This window comes from Bacteroides ovatus (genome assembly GCF_001314995.1).
In the GTDB taxonomy this organism is placed as follows: domain Bacteria; phylum Bacteroidota; class Bacteroidia; order Bacteroidales; family Bacteroidaceae; genus Bacteroides; species Bacteroides ovatus.
In genome coordinates this window covers 1,853,085-1,871,062 of the sequence record NZ_CP012938.1, presented here as the reverse complement: position 1 = coordinate 1,871,062, position 17,978 = coordinate 1,853,085, and the positions used below count along the sequence as shown (strand labels likewise).

Sequence of the window (17,978 nt, the reverse complement as noted above, 5' to 3'; positions counted from 1 at the left end):
CTTAGGGCTTAAATCGTTTCAGTTTATTGTAGAGCGTTTGTCGGCTGATACCAAGTTGTTCGGCCGCAGCAGTCAGGTTTCCATTATTTTGCAAGATGGCCGTCTCGATGGCTTGTCGTTCCACTTCTTCCAGATTGGGCACCGCTTGGACTGTCTGTGGTTTCCAAGTCTGTTTCACCAGAATATCTTTAGGACGTATCACGTTGCTTTCGCATAAAATAACCGCCTTTTCGATGGTGTGTTGCAGTTCCCGGATATTGCCCGGCCAATGATAGGAGCGTAGCTTTTCAATCGTTTGCTCATGCATTCGCATTTCCGGTCGTTGATATTTGGAAGCGAAGCGATGAAGAAAAGCATCGATGAATAATAATAGATCATCTCCCCGTTCTCTCAAAGGGGGAATTTCCAGATGGATGGTATTGATGCGATAGAATAAGTCTTCGCGGAACAAACCTTCTTTAATCATCTCCGGTATGTCTTTGTTGGTGGCGGAGATGAGTCGGATATCAACGGGAATCACTTTGTTGCTTCCGATTCGGGTGATATTTCGGTTTTGTAGTACAGTCAGTAGTTTGGCCTGCAATGCAAGAGGGAGATTTCCGATTTCATCCATAAAAAGCGAACCACCATTGGCGGCTTCGAATTTACCCGGACGGCTTTCATAAGCATCAGTAAACGCTCCACGTTCGTGTCCGAAGAGTTCACTCTCAAAGAGCGATTCGCTGATAGCCCCCATATCGACACTAAGTAACTGACGGGTGTTTCGTGAAGATAAGCGATGTATTTCCCTGGCTAACATCTCTTTTCCTGTTCCGTTTTCTCCGGTTATCAGGATATTGGCATCGGTTTTGGCGACTTTAGTAACTACCTTAATTAGCTGTAGCATTGCAGGGGAATGACCGATCAACATTTCTGACTTATTCAGATTTTCATCACCGGATGCTTTCTGGGTTGATTTGGGAGAGTTTTTATGATGGGTTGGACGATTGTTTTGATAGGCTTCCTTTATTTTCTGTATCAGTATGTGGTTATCCCATGGTTTTAGTAGAAAATCTGTTGCACCATTCTTCAGTGCTTTAACGGCTAATTCTACATCACCGTAGGCGGTTAGCATAATAACGGGCAGTGAAGGGCGGATTTCATGGATATGTTTCAGCCAGTACAGTCCCTCGTTACCATTGTTGATTCCTGCTGAAAAGTTCATATCCAGAATCACAATATCAATCGGAGTGGTAGATAAGATGGTCGTGATTTGATTAGGATTGGCAGCTGTGCGGACTGTGCTGAACACATTCTCGAGTAATAACTCCAGTGAGGCTAATACACTCTTATTGTCGTCTACAATTAAAATCGTTCCTGTTTCCATACGCAAGATTGGGGGCTCTGTCCGTTGAATGTTCCTTTTAAGTTTCCGGGTAAAGGTATCTGTTTTTGATTTTCTTTGCAAGGGAGTGTCCAATAATTAGACGTTTTCATACAAAGTTTATGCTGGAATGAGTCAGAACGAGTTAGAATGGGGTAGAATAGAGGGATTCTCTCGGTAATGTCCAATTATTGGACGTTAGGGCGTTTAATTTTTGGACGGTGGAAGAATTATGTAATTTCTATTTGTTTTATAATCAATTATTTATGATTTGTGGCATTGCATTTGCTTTTATCATCCTGCTATCACACAATCATATATTATAAAGGATGAAAAGATTTCTTTTACTACTATTGCTTTCAGTGCCGGTTTTCCTGCTAGCCCAATCCGCTATGAGTTTGGACGATTGCATTCGTTTGGCTTATAAACAGAATCCGGCTGTACGTAACGGAGTTATCGGCATAAAGGAAACGAAAGCGGATTATATAGCTTCTGTCGGTGCTTTCCTGCCGCACATAGTGGTTAATGCGGAAACAGGCAAACGATTCGGACGTTCGCTGGATCCTGACACCAATGGGTATACCAGTGAATCTTTTGAAGAGGGAACGGTGGGACTTGATATGACACTTTCCTTATTTGAAGGCTTTTCGCGTATCAATCAGGTGCGTTTCCGGAAAATGAACAAAGAACGTAGTGAATGGGAGCTGAAAGAGAAACAGAATGAACTGGCCTATCAGGTGACGGATGCTTATTACAAACTGATTCTGGAGAGAAAATTGCTCGATCTTGCTTTGGAACAAAGCCGGTTGAGCGAAAGGTATTTGAAACAGACAGAGGTCTTCGTGGAACTGGGATTGAAATCAGCTTCCGATTTACAGGAGGTGAAAGCACGCCGGGAGGGAGATATTTATCGTTATCAGTCGCGCGGAAATAGCAGTCGGATCGCTTTATTGCATCTGAAACAATTAATGAATATCCAGCCGGGCGACACACTCGCTATTCTGGATACGATTACAGCATCCCAATTACCACCATATTCTGTTTCGACTGTGGAAACTCTATACGCACAATCTATCGAAATATTGCCCTCCATACGTATGATTGATTTGAAACAAAAAGCAGCTCATAAAGAGTATGCGATAGCGGGAGGAGCTTTCTCACCCTCTGTCTTTGCTCGTTTCACCGTCGGTTCCAATTATTATAATACAGCTTTCTCGGCCAGACAATTGCGTGATAATATAGGAAAATATGTGGGTGTTGGCATCTCCTTTCCCCTGCTAAGCGGTTTGCAACGTTTGACCAATCAGCGCAAGCTGAAATTGAATATGTATCGGCTCAAAAACGAAGAAGAACTTGAAAAACAACAATTATATACGGATATTGAGCAAACACTCCTTTCTCTTCACACCGGATATAGTGAACATCAGCAGGCATTATCACAACTTGACGCTGAAACACTGGTACTGAAAGAATCCGAACGGAAATGGGAAGAGGGATTGATTTCCGTCTTTCAACTGATGGAAGCCCGTAACCGGTTTATTGCTGCCAAAGCAGAACTGGTTCGTGTACGCTTGCAAATAGAAATGATGATGAAACTAGAAAAATATTATCGACAAGGAACTTTTTTATAAACCATTATGGATACACTTATTGAACGAAAACCCGGCATCAATCGCAAACGTCTTTATTGGGTCGGTGGGGTAATGCTCGGACTTGCTGTGATTGCCTATTTTATTTTCAGAGATACAGCTTCTTCTATGGCAGTGGAGAAAGACCGGCTGACAATTGCTACTGTCGAGCAGGCCGAGTTCAGTGATTATATCCGTGTGATTGGTCAGGTCATGCCTAGCCGGATTATCTATATGGATGCCATCGAGGGCGGTCGTGTGGAAGAGCGCCTGAAAGAAGAGGGAGCTATGGTAAAGGCCGGTGATGTGATTCTGCGTCTTAGCAACCCATTGCTCAATATCGGTATCATGCAGAGTGAAGCCGATCTTGCTTATCAGGAAAACGAGTTGCGTAATACCCGGATTAGTATGGAGCAGGAACGACTGCAACTGAAACAAGAACGTATCGGCCTGAATAAAGAGCTTATCGGGAAGCAACGCCGTTATGAGCAGTATAAACGTTTGGTAAACGAACAACTGATAGCACGTGAAGACTATCGCCAGGCAGAGGAAGAATATATAGCAGCCAAAGAGCAACTGGCTGTTATTGACGAACGTATCCGGCAGGATCATATTTTTCGGGAAAGTCAGATAGGCAGTCTTGACGAGAATATACGTAATATGAAACGGAGCTTGGCATTGGTTCGTGAGCGTTTGGAAAACCTGAAAGTGAAAGCTCCGATTGACGGACAGGTAGGAAACCTGAATGCGCAAATCGGGCAATCTATTTCTGCCGGCGAACATATCGGGCAAATCATCACTTCCGACCTTAAAGTACAGGCACAGATAGACGAGCACTACGTAGAACGGGTACTTCCCGGACTTCCTGCCGACTTTACCCGTGACGGAGGAACCTATAAACTGGAAGTGACTAAACCTTATCCTGAAGTGAAAGACGGTCAGTTTCGTACAGACCTCAATTTTATATCCGAACGACCGGAGAATATCCGTGCCGGACAGACTTATCACATAAACCTGCAATTGGGTGATCCGGCACAAGCTATTCTGGTTCCCCGTGGCGGATTCTTTCAAATTACCGGGGGCCGATGGATGTACGTTGTCGATGAAAGTGGTACATTTGCCACGCGGCGCCCTGTGAAGATAGGACGGCAGAATCCACTGTATTACGAGGTGACAGACGGTTTGTCTCCGGGTGAGAAAGTAATCATATCCGGGTATGAATTATTTGGAGACAATGAGAAACTAATACTAAAATAATGAATAATTATTATGATTAAAACAGAAAAACTATCTATGCTTTTCACCACAGAAGAGGTGCAGACAAAAGCATTGAATGATGTCACCTTACAGGTGGAACAAGGAGAATTTGTAGCGATAATGGGACCGTCAGGATGCGGCAAATCCACCTTGCTGAATATTCTCGGTACATTGGATTCTCCGACTTCCGGTTCTTACTTTTTTGAGGGGAAGCAAGTCGATAAAATGACTGAAAACCAGTTGACTGCTTTGCGGAAAGGTAATCTGGGCTTTATCTTTCAGAGTTTCAACCTGATTGACGAACTGACCGTGTATGAGAATGTGGAACTGCCACTTGTCTATCTGGGTATGAAGACTCTCCAACGGAAAGAACGAGTCAATAAAGTGCTCGAAAAAGTCAACCTGTTACATCGTGCGAATCATTATCCCCAGCAGTTATCCGGCGGACAGCAACAGCGTGTAGCCATTGTCCGTGCCGTAGTGACCGAATGTAAACTACTGCTGGCCGACGAACCTACCGGAAATCTGGATTCGGTGAATGGCATCGAAGTGATGGAACTGTTGAGCGAACTCAACCGTCAGGGAACCACAATCATTATCGTCACCCACTCACAGCGGGATGCGAAGTATGCACACCGGGTCATCCAACTATTGGACGGACAGATTGTAGCCGAAAACATCAACCGTCCGCTGGAAAAGAAAACGTCATCTAAAAACGAAACCGTATGATAGGGAATTACTGGAATAGTGCCTATCGGAATCTGATGAAGCGGAAGAAGTTCAGTTTCATCAATATCTTTGGATTGGCAATCGGAATGGCATCGGCATTACTGATGCTAACCTATGTCACTTTTGAGTTCAGCTTTGATAAAATGCACACGAAATATGCCCATATCTATCGGGTGCAAAGTACTTTTCATGAAGGGGAAGTCCTGACCGATTACTGGGCGACCAGCTCTTTCGGATATGCCTCGGCCATGAAAGAGAATCTTGCCGGAATCGAAGATTATACCCGTATCGCTACCCATCTCCAACCGGAGCAGATTGTGAAATATGGCGAACTGACATTACGGGAGAATCAGATAGCCTATGCCGATCCGGGCTTCTTCCGTCTTTTTGATTTCGAACTTCTGAAAGGGGATAAAAAGACTTGTCTCTCCATGCCCCGGCAAGTGGTAATCACCGAACGTATTGCCCGTAAGTATTTCAAAGATGAAGACCCTATCGGCAAAATTCTGATCTTTACCGGAACGTATGATAAAGTATCGTGCGAAGTGACCGGAGTCATGAAAGAAATGCCCTCCAACTCACACATTCATTATAATTTTCTGATTTCCTATGCCTCTCTGCCTCAATATATGCAGGAATACTGGTATAAGCATGAAGCCTATACGTATGTTTTGCTCGATTCACCGGAAAGAAAAGCGGAGATAGAAAAAGAATTTCCTGTGATGGCGGAGAAATACAAGACAGAGGAAGCACTGAAAAATAAGACGTGGGGCGTGTCTTTAATTCCCTTGGCAGATATACATCTCACCCCACAGATAGGCTATGAGACGGAAACCAAAGGAAATCGTTCTGCTATGATCGCCCTGATTTTTGCGGCTGTCGCTATTCTGGTTATTGCCTGGATTAACTATATCAATCTGACCGTAGCACGTTCGATGGAGCGTGCTAAAGAAGTGGGAGTGCGCAGGGTAGTGGGAGCTTTCCGCCAACAGTTGATTTATCAATTCCTGTTTGAGGCCTTGGTTATGAATCTGATAGCTTTCATATTAGCTGTGGGATTAATAGAACTGGTTCTTCCACATTTCAACCAATTGGTAGGACGTACAGTTACGTTTTCTGTCTGGTTCATGGATTACTGGTGGATTTTGCTGGTTCTCGTTTTTATAGCCGGAATATTTATTTCCGGGTATTATCCGGCATTGGCTTTGTTGAATCGCAAACCTATAACCTTGTTGAAAGGGAAGTTTTTGCATAGCAAGTCAGGCGACCGAACCCGTCAGGTACTGGTGGTTGTCCAGTATACAGCTTCCATGATTTTACTTTGTGTTACATTGATTGTTTTTGCACAGCTGAATTTTATGCGCAATCAATCTTTGGGAGTGAAAACCAGCCAGACATTAGTGGTTAAGTTTCCGGGACATACAGAGGGGCAGAATATCAAGTTGGAAGCAATGAAAAAAGCAATCGCGCGTCTTCCTCTGGTCCATCGGGTTACTTTTTCCGGTGCCGTGCCGGGCGAAGAAGTGGCCACATTCCTTTCCAATCGTCGCACCAATGACGCTTTGAAGCAGAACCGTCTTTATGAGATGCTGGCTTGTGATCCTGATTATGCGGATGCATACGGTTTGCAGATAGTAGCCGGAAGAAGTTTCTCCGAAGAATATGGTGATGATGTCGATAAACTGGTGATTAATGAAACAGCTGTACGTAATCTGGGATTTGCTTCCAATGATGAGGCGATAGGCGAGTTGGTAACAGTGGAATGTACTGATGCGCCGATGCAGATTATCGGAGTGGTGAAAGATTATCATCAGCAGGCGTTGAGCAAGAACTATACACCTATCATGCTGATTCATAAAGATAAAATTGATTGGTTGCCCCAGCGTTATATCTCTGTTGTGATGGCTTCCGGAAATCCCCGTGAACTGGTATCTCAAGTGCAAGAGATCTGGAATCAGTATTTTGCGGATTCCAGCTTTGATTATTTCTTCCTCGATCAGTTCTTCGACCACCAATATCGGCAAGACGAGGTTTTCGGAGCGATGATCGGTTCGTTCACCGGATTGGCAATCTTTATTTCCTGTCTCGGACTTTGGGTATTAGTCATGTTTTCCTGTTCCACCCGCACCAAAGAGATGGGAATACGTAAAGTGTTGGGAGCTTCCCGCTGGAATCTTTTCTATCAGTTGGTCAAAGGATTTTTCCAGTTGATTTTGATTGCAGTTGTTATAGCTCTTCCGGTAGCTTGGTTTAGTATGAATGCCTGGTTAAGCCATTATGCTTTCCGTACCGATCTCAAAGCGTGGTTCTTTATAGTACCTGTATTGCTGATGCTGTTTATCTCATTTGTGACAGTGGCTTTCCAGACAATGAAAATAATAATGAGCAAACCTGCTCGTTCATTGCGATATGAGTAATCTCTGAATCTACTCCATCGGATATTTGTTAATATCCGATGGATTTATGTTAAATGTTAACGAAACTGTTACTTCTATTAAACCATGTTATAAGATACGCTACTTGAGCCTGAAAATTTGGAGATATGCAGAAAGTCCGTATCTTTGCAATGTGTTTTTCATAGTATTAGATTTAAGGTTAACAAAAGATTGGCTGTCTGGGATAGATAGCCTTTTTTTATGCTCTTTTCCCAGCAAAAACATAGCGTCACTATCCGGTCGGGATGGTTACCCTATCCCACGAATATACCGTCACTATCATAAGTGGATACCGTCACCATGTTTAAAATGAATTTTTCTATCCTTTCTGTTATTCTATCATTCCCATCCTATCGTAAGTTGTCAATAAAATTCCAATATGCTTATTAGTTGGAATAGCAATCTGATAATACGCTGATATTTAGCTGATTATATGGCTTGTTTTTTGGTTTAAAACCAAAGCCCCGTTCCTTTAAAAGGAACGACCCGTTTCTCGGTGTGCAACGATGTGTTTCTCACCGAGGAACAAGACATGTACTTTAATTAAGTCGTGAAACTAGCTTAAATGTTCGTTTTTTTTGCAGAATGTACGACTTTGTAATTTCGGATTATAACTCCACGATATTAAAATTCTGATGACTGATTTTGGGCAATAGTATTTTAAGAATGTCCTCCAACCTGATTTTTAGACTGCATGTGTTTACGCATGGATGACATCCTATATATGTTGATTCAAGAATTTCTTTATCAATCAGGAGCTGTACTTTGTTCTCTTTATCGTAGATAAGACCTAGAATACTGACAGCCCCCGGAAAAGTACACAAGAGATTTTCCATTGCCTTTTCGGAAGCGAAAGAGAGATGGGAACTACCTATCTGCCCGGCAAGTTCTTTTGTTTTCAATTTTTTATTTGCAGGCAATAAGAGCATGAAGTATTCTTGCTGTTTATTAGTCAGAAACAGACTTTTGCATGAAGTACAACCTAGCTTTTGGGCTATTTCTGCTCCTTCCTCCATAGTCATTATGGCTGGGTGGTGTAGACTTTGATACGCTATTCCCAGTTTGTCAAGAGTGGCATAGATTTTATTCTCATGTGTTTCTGTATATTCTGAATCAGGACTCATATAATCGCTTTTTTTGATTGTTGCAAAGATAAAAGATACAATAGACATAACCTAGATTTTTATATGTGATTTTGTCTGTATCTTTAATTGCTTATTTTTTGGGTATCCTATCTTATGAATTTATGCCTTCACTATAATAAGTAGATATCGCTACTATGTTTAAAATGAGTATCTCTGCTCTTGCTATTGTTCTAAATGAGAGCTCAATATGTACTAAAAGTATGTTTTTCAACATAAATGTGCATTTTCTTATTATAATGCCCTTGTATTCTAAAAAAAATCTCTTAATATTGCATTTGTATTATTTGTCAGACAAATACTACAAATGGTAAAATCTAATAATATGAAGATAGAAATTAATCAAACAACATTGATCGATCAGGTAGAAGACAGCTTACTTACCTACTTTAAAAAGAATGATTTGAGATGTGGAGATTCTATTCCCAATGAGAATAATCTGGCCGCAGAATTAGGAGTTGCAAGAAGTGTTGTCAGAGAAGCTTTGAGCCGTTTGAAAATGATGGGACTGATTCATGCGCGCCCTCGTAAGGGAATGGTTTTGACTGAACCTTCCATTTTAGGTGGAATGAAAAGAGTGATAGATCCTCGTGTTTTGAGTGAAGAAACAATTTTGGATTTATTGGATTTCAGAATCGCACTTGAAATAGGAATATCAAGTGATATTTTCCGTAAGATAACTCCTAAAGATATTGAGGAATTGAGCGAGATTGTGAAAATGGGAATTGTTTTCGAGAATAACGAGTATGCGTTAATCAGCGAATCGGCTTTTCATACAAAACTATACAAAATTACGGGAAATAAAATAATATCTGAATTTCAGGAAATCATTCATCCTATACTTGTCTATGTGAAAGAAAAGTTCAAAGACTACTTAAAACCTATAAATATAGAGATGAGTAAAAGCGGCAGAATAGCTACTCATGCTGATTTATTGGATTTTATAAGAAAAGGAGATGAGAAAGGCTATCGTGATGCCATTGAAAGACATTTTGAGGTTTATAAGATTTTTAAAGTGAACCGGAGTCTGGAATTGATGGCAGAGAAAAACGAAGAAGAAAGGATAGATAGTATATGAGAAAACAGTATTTTTTTATTTTATATTTATCTTTAATTTTATCATATATGAATACGGCTTGTTCGAGAAAAGGAGAAAATAAGATAGTAATGCAATGGGAAAACTCATTGTTACTTCCGGGATGTACCGGTATGCTGAAAAACGTTGGATTGGCTGGTGCATACTCAGGAATAGTAGAGGATAAATTACTAGTGCTGGGAGGAGCCAACTTTCCTGATAAATATCCTTGGGAGGGAGGAGTTAAAACTTGGTGGTCTACTTTATATAGTTATGATCTGCACATGGATAAGTGGACTGTTTATGATGATTTCCTTAACAGCCCATTAGCTTATGGAGTTTCGATATGCTTGCCGGAAGGGTTATTATGTATTGGAGGATGCGATCGTATGCAATGTAGCGATAAAGTTTTTCTCATAAAAAAAGAGGGCGTTTCATTTGTAGTAGATTCTGTTAGTTATCCGGCTTTACCGGTTCCGTTGGCAAATGCAACGGGGGCTATTGGGGATAACTGTATTTATATTGCTGGGGGGCAGGAAACTATGACAAATGAACAGTCGACCAATCATTTTTATATGCTTGATTTATTGCATAAAGAAAAAGGATGGCAGAAGATGCCCGGTTGGGAGGGACCATCGCTCGCCTATGCGGTGAGTGTAGTTCAGGGAGGACGATTCTATCTTTTTAGTGGAAGGAGTTATGCTCCGAATGAAGTGATGGTAGAATATACGGAGGGGTACGTATATGAACCAGGTAGCAGGAAATGGAGCAAAATAGCTGGTAATTTTCCTGTAATGGCGGGGACTGCTATTCCATATGAAAAAGACAAGATAATACTACTGGGAGGAGTTGAAGAAATACTACCTACATCTCCCGAGCATCCGGGATTTAGCCGTAAGCTACGAGTCATCAGTACAGAAACAAATTCTTTGGTGGATTCTTTAGACTGCCCTTATCCTATTCCTGTTACGACAAATGCGGTTTATATGGGGAATGACGTTTACGTGGTAAGCGGTGAAATACAACCTGGTATACGAACTCCCTTAATTTTGAAAGGAACTTTCTGAAAATAAAGTAAAATAACAATCTAATTAAATGCACTATGAACAATTATGAAAAACTGGAAGGTATGGTTGCGGCCACCTTCACCCCATTGGATGAGAATGGGGACGTAAATTTATCTGTTATTGATAAATATGCTGATTGGATAGCATCGACTCCTATCAAAGGGGTATTTGTGTGCGGCACAACCGGTGAATTTTCTTCATTGACGATCGATGAGCGTAAATTAATTCTTGAAAAATGGCTCGTTTCTGCCCGTAAGCGATTCAAGGTCATAGCTCATGTAGGCTCAAACTGTCAACGAAGTGCAATGGAACTGGCACGTCATGCTGCACAAGTAGGGGCCGATGCTATTGCTTCAATTGCTCCCTCTTTTTTTAAACCGGGAACAGTAGATGAATTAGTTGATTTTTTTGCACCTATTTGCCACTCTGCTGCTGGCTTACCTTTCTATTATTATAATATGCCATCGATTACAGGGGTTAATTTGCCGGTGGATAAGTTTTTGGTAGAAGGGAAAAAGAAAATACCTAATCTGGTGGGTACTAAGTTTACTCATAATAACCTGATGGAGATGGGAGTTTGCATAGAGTTGGAGCAACATCGGTTTGAAGTATTGCATGGTTATGATGAAATTCTTATTTCCGGCTTGGCTATGGGAGCTGTAGCAGGAGTTGGAAGTACGTATAATTATATACCTAATGTCTATCAGGCTATTTTTGATTCAATGAAAATGAACGATTTGGAAACGGCTCGCCACAATCAGATAAAATCCATACGTACCGTGGAGGTTATTATTAAATATGGTGGCGGAGTGCGCGGTGGCAAAGCGATTATGAAGCTGATAGGTATTGATTGCGGTTCTTGCCGGTTGCCGATAAAACCTTTTTCTGTTGATGAATATGAAAAACTAAGAGGTGATTTGGACGCTATAAAATTCTTTGAATTCTGAAAATAATAAAGAGGAGATGACAGTAAAAGTGTATTGCTGGGGTAAGCTACTTTACTTTCTGTCTATCCCCTCCAATCTAGTTAAATGCGTTCAAAATTACCTAAAATAAAGATACTATGAAAGTAAGTAAGAAAATATTTATCATATTTTCGATGATTTTGTTATTGGTGTCACCAGTCACATCTTTAGGTAAAGACATAAAATGGATACTGGAGAGACCTGTTATTCCTGTGTTGGTAAAGAAACCGGCAAATCCTGTAATGAAGATAACTTTAATCAGGACAGATAATCAACCTTATGTTATCCGGCAAATAGATCTGGATTTATTGGGGAGCACGAATGTGGCAGATATTGTTTCTGTTGCCATATATGGTGCGAAGAAGAATGGACTGATAGATACGTCTCGTTTACTTTGTAATGCACTTCCCGCTACACAAAAAATGTCATTTACTAATGAAGTGCAGGTTAATCAGGATTCTTTGTCTTTTTGGGTAGCCGTAACATTGAAAGATACGGTTTCACTGGATCATCGTGTTCAGGTTAATTGTAACCGGGTGAAAACCACGAAAGGCAATCTGAAAATTTTGGATAAAACAAGTAAACCTTTACGAGTAGGAGTAGCTGTACGACAGAAAGGACAGGATGGATGTATCTCATCACGTATTCCAGGATTAGCTACTAGTAATAAAGGCACTTTATTGGCCATTTTTGATGCCCGCTATGATTATCCTCGTGATTTGCAGGGAAATATAGATATTGCTCTTCATCGTAGTACAGATAAGGGAGTAACTTGGCAACCCATTCAAACTGTTTTGGATATGAGGGAATGGGGAGGTTTACCACAGAAATACAATGGAGTGAGTGATGCCTGTATTTTAGTAGATAAAAATACTGGTGATATTTATGTAGCCGGATTATGGATGCACGGTCTGCTGGATAAAGACGGAAAGTGGATAGAAGGTCTGAATGAAAACAGTACGAACTGGACACATCAATGGAAAGGTAGAGGTTCTCAACCAGGAACAGGGCTAAAAGAAACTTCCCAGTTTATGATAGCAAAAAGTACGGATGATGGTCTTAGCTGGGGCTTTCCGGATAATATAACCTCAAAGACGAAACGCCCTGAATGGTGGTTATTTGCACCTGCACCCGGACAGGGAATTACGTTGACAGACGGAACGTTGGTATTTCCTACACAAGGACGTGACGAAAACGGGCTTCCTTTCTCGAATATTACGTATAGTAAAGATCATGGAAAGACGTGGGTGACCAGTAATCCTGCATATCAGGATGTTACGGAATGTAGTGTCGTACAATTGGGTGACGGCGCCTTGATGTTGAACATGCGTGATAACCGGAACAGAGGAAATAAAGACGTGAACGGTCGTAGAATCTGCACAACTATTGATCTGGGAGAAAGTTGGAAAGAACATCCAACTTCACGGAGAGCACTCGTAGAACCTACTTGTATGGCAAGTCTGCATCGACATGAGTATATGGAAGAAGGAAAGAAGAAAAGCATGCTTCTGTTTGTAAATCCGAATAATTATGGGACAAGAGATAATCTGACTTTAAAAGTTAGTTTTGATGATGGAATGACTTGGCCGGAAGAACATTGGATTCTTTTCGACCAATATCGTAGTACTGGATATTCCTGCATTACATCCATAGATGAAAATTCAATAGGTATATTATATGAGAGTAGTCAGTCGGATTTAGCTTTTATAAAAATCAATTTAATAGAGATTTTAAAGTAAACGGACATGAATAATAAAACTTCAAATATATATCCTTGGGTAGTGGTTGGGCTGCTGTGGGGTGTTGCCTTGTTGAATTATATGGACAGGCAAATGCTTTCCACTATGCGAATTCCAATGATGGAGGATGTGCGGGAATTGGAATCAGCAGCCAATTTCGGTCGCCTGATGGCTGTATTCTTGTGGGTATACGGACTGATGAGTCCTTTATCGGGGATTGTCGGTGATCGTATGAGCCGCAAATGGTTGATTGTAGGTAGTCTGTGTGTGTGGTCAGGAGTTACTTACTTGATGGGATATGCCACCACTTTCAATCAACTCTACTGGTTGCGTGGAATTATGGGAATTAGTGAAGCGTTGTATTTACCTGCTGCTTTGTCATTGATTGCCGATTTTCATAAAGATAAGACTCGTTCGTTGGCTGTGGGAATACATATGACAGGGTTGTATGTGGGACAGGCTATCGGTGGATTTGGAGCTACTTTTGCAGCAATCTATTCCTGGCATACAACATTCCATTGGTTTGGTATTATAGGTGTGGGTTATGGTGTTATTCTGGCATTTCTTCTGCGTGATAAAGAGAGAGGAAGTGTATCTGAAAATCAGAAGATGAAAAAGATTCCTGTATTGAAGAGTTTGGGAATGTTATTTTCCAATGTCTTTTTCTGGATTATCTTATTTTATTTCTGTGTACCGGGCACCCCGGGATGGGCGGCAAAGAACTGGTTACCGACTCTTTTCTCTGACAGCTTATCTATTGATATTTCGGTAGCAGGTCCTATGTCTACTATTTCTATAGCTTTGTCCTCATTATTCGGTGTGTTGGCAGGTGGATATATATCCGACCGTTGGGTATTAAAAAATGTACGTGGAAGAGTATATACTGGTGCTATGGGTTTGGGGCTTATCATACCTTCCTTGTTGTTTATCGGATATGGTCATTCTATTTTCGCACTGGTGATGGGGGCTATGCTGTTTGGGATAGGTTTTGGTATGTTTGACGCAAATAATATGCCTATTCTCTGTCAGTTTGTGTCTGCACGTTACAGGGCAACTGCCTATGGTATTATGAATATGTGTGGTGTATTTGCCGGAGCTATTATTACGAGCCTTCTGGGTGAGTCGATGGATGCCGGACATTTGGGACGCGATTTTGCGTTGCTTGCTATACTGGTATTTGTTATGCTGGTCATTTTGGTCACTTGTCTGCGACCTAAAACGATTGATATGAAAGATTAATCCTTATATAATTTATTCATTCTAATTTTATTTTTTATGAAAAACTCAATAAAGCATACTAAAGATTTATTAATATTATCGATGGTATTTATCTTATCATCTGTATTTTCAAATATTCAAGCAAATAATATTAATTCTGAAGATATAAAGGTCTCTGGTGTAGTACAAGACCAGACAGGAGTTGAATTACCAGGAGTTTCAATATCCGTAAAAGGTATGGATAAAGGTACTATCACCAATGCTTCCGGTGAATTTTCTATAATGGTTCCTCCTAATGCAACTCTGATTGTCTCTTTTGTCGGAATGGAAACAAAAGAGGTTGATATTAAGGGACGGAGAAATATTGTGATTGTTTTGGAAGAGAGTTCTGTGTTACTTGATGAAGTCGTTGCCATTGGTTATGGTAAACAGTCAAGAGCATTAATAACAAATTCTATTTCTAAGATAAATAAAGAGGAATTTCAAAAAGCACCAGGACAGAATCCGTTATTACAATTACAAGGCAAAGTTCCAGGTTTATCCTTACAAATATCTAATGGACAACCGGGGGCAGACCCTCAAATATTTATTCGTGGAGGTAGTTCTACTTCACCTGAAAGTGATACTCCCTTAATAATTATTGATGGTATAATATCACAAGGATTTAGAAATATATCAGATATGAATCCTGCAGATATAGAATCGATAGAAGTTCTGAAAGATGCTGCTTCTACTGCTATTTATGGTTCCAGAGCTGCTAATGGTATAATCTTGGTTAAAACCAAAGCTGGTCAGAAAGGGAAACCTACTGTCAGTTTAAGGTATACGTATGGAGTGGAACAACAACCGCAGAGAATTCCACTATTGAATGCACGGGATTATATAACATTATCCCGTTCTAATATTGCGAAATTTAATCAGGCTGATTTGACATATAATGGAAAGGAAGATCAGGCAAAATTCTTAAGTGGTTCTTTTGGTATGTCAACAGGAAATCCGAGAAACTCTAAAAATACACTTGAATTTTTGGATGTTTATTTGCAAAAGTATGGTCAAGGTTATGTGAGTAATCTGCTGGAACATGAGGGCTGGCAAACCATGGCGGACCCTGTTACGGGAAAACAGCTCATCTTCCAGGATAATGACTTTCAGAAAGCAACTTTCACAACAGGACAAAAGCATGAGGTTGATCTTAGTATTAGTGGAGGAACAGAGGCGATTAACTATTATGTAGGTTTAAGATATTTGAATCAGGATGGTATACTTAGAGGTACAAATTATAAAAATTATAGTGTCTTATTTAATGGAAATTATAAATTAAGTGAGGCATGGAGTTTGTCTACTAAAGCTAGTCTGCAGGTTAGAGATGCTGTGGGAGGTGGAAATACAGTCAATACTATATCTCGAAGTATATTAACACCACCGACCTACAGATTGTACTATGAAGATGGAACTCCAGCCCCCGGAGAAGGTATTTCTTCTTTCAGAAGTAGATTGCATGAGATTTATTATAAAACAAATTATGATGATACTAGTGTGTATAGGACAACTTTTCAGTTGGGTGCAATCTGGAATATTTTACCTGGGCTAGTTTTAAAACCAACAGCCTATTATTTTGGAACTGAAGGTATTGAGAATTATTTTCAGGCAGATAATGAGACGACTGGAAATACAATCCGTCCTGCTTCAGCTAAGCATAACTATGACAGACATTTGCAGGGAGATTTGGTTCTTTCGTATGATAAGAAAATCAAGGAGCATAATATAGGAGCTGTAGCAGGTGCCAGTTATACTCATGATTATAGTTACAGACTTTCGGCAAGCGGTAGTGGATCTTCTATAGATTTAATTCCAACATTAAATGCAACGGCAGATAGTACACAAAGAGCAAGTTCTACTAAGACAATGGAAGCTACTTTAAGTTATTTTGGACGTGTAAACTATGATTATAAAGGTAAATATATAGTTTCTGTCAGTATGCGTGCAGATGGTTCTTCACGGTTTGCAGAAGATAATAAATGGGGATTTTTCCCTGGAGTATCAGCTGGATGGAATATGCATAGGGAAAATTTCTTCAAGCCATTAGAAAGTATTATGAGTCGTTGGAAATGGCGTGCAAGTTGGGGGCGTACGGGTAATAACAATTTGAGTGTTGCCAATTCAAGAGGTGAGTACAAAATTACAGATACTAATTATCAAGGATCAGTAGGTATACTAAATACAACATTAAAAAATTCTCAATTACGATGGGAAACGACGGAATCGTATGATATCGGAGTCGATCTCGGATTTTTTAATAATAGATTGGGATTATTAATTGACTACTATAATAAACTGACATTTGATAGATTGTATGATGAACCTTTATGGAATTCTACGGGCTTTAGTTCGATTAAGAGTAATTATGGTTCAGTAAGAAACTCCGGAATAGAAATAGAGTTGAATGCTACTCCTATTCAAACCAAAGATTTTTCATGGGATTTATCATTGACGTTTGCTTACAATAAAGGAATCGTAGTAGATTTACCGGATAATGGAGAAGAGAAAAATCGGGTAGGAGGTAATTTTATTTATGATCCTGCTACAGGAGGTACTAAAAAGGTTGGGGGAATTGCTGAGGGCGAAAAGTTTGGTGGAAGATGGGCGTTTCATTATTTAGGAACCTATCAAACGGAAGAAGAAGCAGCTAAAGCCCCTAATGATCCTAATGCGCAAGGTAGAAAGAAACATGCAGGAGATGCCATATTTGAAGACGTGAACAATGATGGGCAATTGGACTCTAAAGATATGAAATTCATGGGATATATCCGACCGGATAAGGTAGGAGGTATTGTCAACTCTTTCAAATATAAAGGACTTACTGTACGAGTTGTAATGGACTGGGCTATGGGACATGTGATAGATAATGGTTTTAAAGGACAGATAATGGGTAGTTCACGTAATAACAATAATGCCATAAAAGACGCAATGACCAATTCCTGGCAAAGTGCGAATGATGGAACGAAATATCCTAAATATACAGTTCAAAGTGATTACGATTATCAATATCGAAATCATATGAGATGGGATAATCAAATAGGCAGTTCTGAAAGTGGGAGTACCAACAATAGCCTGTATTTTAGTAAAGGAGATTATCTGGCATTTAGAGAAGTGTCTTTAAGCTATATGCTACCATCAACTTGGGTTAGAAAAATAAGATTGAGTGGAGTGGAAGTTTTTGCTGGAGCATATAACATAGGTTATATAAAGAAATATGATGGTATGTTTCCTGAAATATATACCGGAGTGGATTATGGGGTATACCCAAGGCCAAGACAATATAATATGGGAGTAAAAATTAATTTCTAATTAAATAAGACT

Annotated in this window: 12 protein-coding genes; 10 read left to right on the top strand and 2 right to left on the bottom strand. The window is 40.1% G+C overall.

Annotation, left to right across the window (positions count from 1 at the left end; translation table 11 throughout):
- Position 1 precedes the first annotated feature (1 nt).
- Positions 2–1,366: a sigma-54-dependent transcriptional regulator gene (locus tag Bovatus_RS07595; protein WP_004300616.1), complete on the bottom strand. Its 1,365-nt coding sequence runs from the start codon at positions 1,364–1,366 to the stop codon at positions 2–4.
- A 326-nt stretch (positions 1,367–1,692) separates the two neighbouring features.
- Here Bovatus_RS07595 and Bovatus_RS07590 point away from each other — a divergent pair, with 326 nt between their 5' ends.
- Genes Bovatus_RS07590 through Bovatus_RS07575 form a run of 4 tightly spaced genes read left to right on the top strand, consistent with a single transcriptional unit; the run spans position 1,693 to position 7,394 of the window.
- On the top strand, positions 1,693–2,994 hold the full coding sequence (locus tag Bovatus_RS07590; RefSeq protein WP_004300613.1) for a TolC family protein: 1,302 nt from the start codon (positions 1,693–1,695) through the stop codon (positions 2,992–2,994).
- A 6-nt stretch (positions 2,995–3,000) separates the two neighbouring features.
- On the top strand, positions 3,001–4,248 hold the full coding sequence (locus Bovatus_RS07585) for an efflux RND transporter periplasmic adaptor subunit (RefSeq protein WP_004300612.1): 1,248 nt from the start codon (positions 3,001–3,003) through the stop codon (positions 4,246–4,248).
- A gap of 12 nt (positions 4,249–4,260) precedes the next feature.
- A complete protein-coding gene (locus Bovatus_RS07580) occupies positions 4,261–4,977 on the top strand; it encodes an ABC transporter ATP-binding protein (protein ID WP_004300611.1) in 717 nt (238 codons plus the stop codon).
- Positions 4,974–7,394 (top strand): ABC transporter permease, encoded by a 2,421-nt coding sequence (locus Bovatus_RS07575; RefSeq protein ID WP_004300610.1) that lies wholly within the window; start codon positions 4,974–4,976, stop codon positions 7,392–7,394. Before Bovatus_RS07580 ends, Bovatus_RS07575 begins: the two co-directional genes overlap by 4 nt.
- A gap of 626 nt (positions 7,395–8,020) precedes the next feature.
- On the opposite strand, the gene Bovatus_RS07570 is transcribed toward Bovatus_RS07575, so the two are convergent.
- Positions 8,021–8,584 carry a prolyl-tRNA synthetase associated domain-containing protein gene (locus Bovatus_RS07570; protein WP_004300608.1) on the bottom strand — a complete coding sequence of 188 codons (564 nt, stop codon included), beginning with the start codon at positions 8,582–8,584 and terminating at the stop codon, positions 8,021–8,023.
- Between the two features lie 295 nt (positions 8,585–8,879).
- On the opposite strand from Bovatus_RS07570, the gene Bovatus_RS07565 reads away from it, so the two are divergent.
- The 6 genes from Bovatus_RS07565 (at position 8,880) to Bovatus_RS07540 (ending at position 17,966) form a co-directional block, all read left to right on the top strand.
- On the top strand, positions 8,880–9,632 hold the full coding sequence (locus tag Bovatus_RS07565) for a FadR/GntR family transcriptional regulator (RefSeq protein ID WP_004304171.1): 753 nt from the start codon (positions 8,880–8,882) through the stop codon (positions 9,630–9,632).
- A complete protein-coding gene (locus Bovatus_RS07560) occupies positions 9,629–10,696 on the top strand; it encodes a hypothetical protein (RefSeq protein WP_004300606.1) in 1,068 nt (355 codons plus the stop codon). Before Bovatus_RS07565 ends, Bovatus_RS07560 begins: the two co-directional genes overlap by 4 nt.
- 35 nt (positions 10,697–10,731) lie before the next feature.
- Complete coding sequence (locus Bovatus_RS07555; RefSeq protein WP_004300605.1) at positions 10,732–11,643, top strand: dihydrodipicolinate synthase family protein; 912 nt, start codon at positions 10,732–10,734, stop codon at positions 11,641–11,643.
- 116 nt (positions 11,644–11,759) lie between these two features.
- Positions 11,760–13,400, top strand: a complete 1,641-nt coding sequence (locus tag Bovatus_RS07550; protein ID WP_004300604.1) for a sialidase family protein — start codon at positions 11,760–11,762, stop codon at positions 13,398–13,400.
- 6 nt (positions 13,401–13,406) lie between these two features.
- Positions 13,407–14,639, top strand: coding sequence for an MFS transporter (locus tag Bovatus_RS07545; protein ID WP_004300603.1), 1,233 nt, complete (start codon positions 13,407–13,409; stop codon positions 14,637–14,639).
- Positions 14,640–14,675: 36 nt separating this feature from the next.
- A complete protein-coding gene (locus Bovatus_RS07540) occupies positions 14,676–17,966 on the top strand; it encodes a SusC/RagA family TonB-linked outer membrane protein (RefSeq protein ID WP_004300602.1) in 3,291 nt (1,096 codons plus the stop codon).
- Positions 17,967–17,978: the final 12 nt, after the last annotated feature.

Excerpts from the sequence above, each read along its gene's own strand:
- Bovatus_RS07545 (WP_004300603.1), top strand. The coding sequence starts at position 13,407 with ATGAATAATAAAACTTCAAATATATATCCTTGGGTAGTGGTTGGGCTG.
- Bovatus_RS07570 (WP_004300608.1), bottom strand. The coding sequence starts at position 8,584 with ATGTCTATTGTATCTTTTATCTTTGCAACAATCAAAAAAAGCGATTAT.
- Bovatus_RS07560 (WP_004300606.1), top strand. The coding sequence starts at position 9,629 with ATGAGAAAACAGTATTTTTTTATTTTATATTTATCTTTAATTTTATCA.
- Bovatus_RS07555 (WP_004300605.1), top strand. The coding sequence starts at position 10,732 with ATGAACAATTATGAAAAACTGGAAGGTATGGTTGCGGCCACCTTCACC.
- Bovatus_RS07590 (WP_004300613.1), top strand. The coding sequence starts at position 1,693 with ATGAAAAGATTTCTTTTACTACTATTGCTTTCAGTGCCGGTTTTCCTG.
- Bovatus_RS07575 (WP_004300610.1), top strand. The coding sequence starts at position 4,974 with ATGATAGGGAATTACTGGAATAGTGCCTATCGGAATCTGATGAAGCGG.
- Bovatus_RS07550 (WP_004300604.1), top strand. The coding sequence starts at position 11,760 with ATGAAAGTAAGTAAGAAAATATTTATCATATTTTCGATGATTTTGTTA.
- Bovatus_RS07565 (WP_004304171.1), top strand. The coding sequence starts at position 8,880 with ATGAAGATAGAAATTAATCAAACAACATTGATCGATCAGGTAGAAGAC.
- Bovatus_RS07585 (WP_004300612.1), top strand. The coding sequence starts at position 3,001 with ATGGATACACTTATTGAACGAAAACCCGGCATCAATCGCAAACGTCTT.
- Bovatus_RS07580 (WP_004300611.1), top strand. The coding sequence starts at position 4,261 with ATGATTAAAACAGAAAAACTATCTATGCTTTTCACCACAGAAGAGGTG.
- Bovatus_RS07540 (WP_004300602.1), top strand. The coding sequence starts at position 14,676 with ATGAAAAACTCAATAAAGCATACTAAAGATTTATTAATATTATCGATG.
- Bovatus_RS07595 (WP_004300616.1), bottom strand. The coding sequence starts at position 1,366 with ATGGAAACAGGAACGATTTTAATTGTAGACGACAATAAGAGTGTATTA.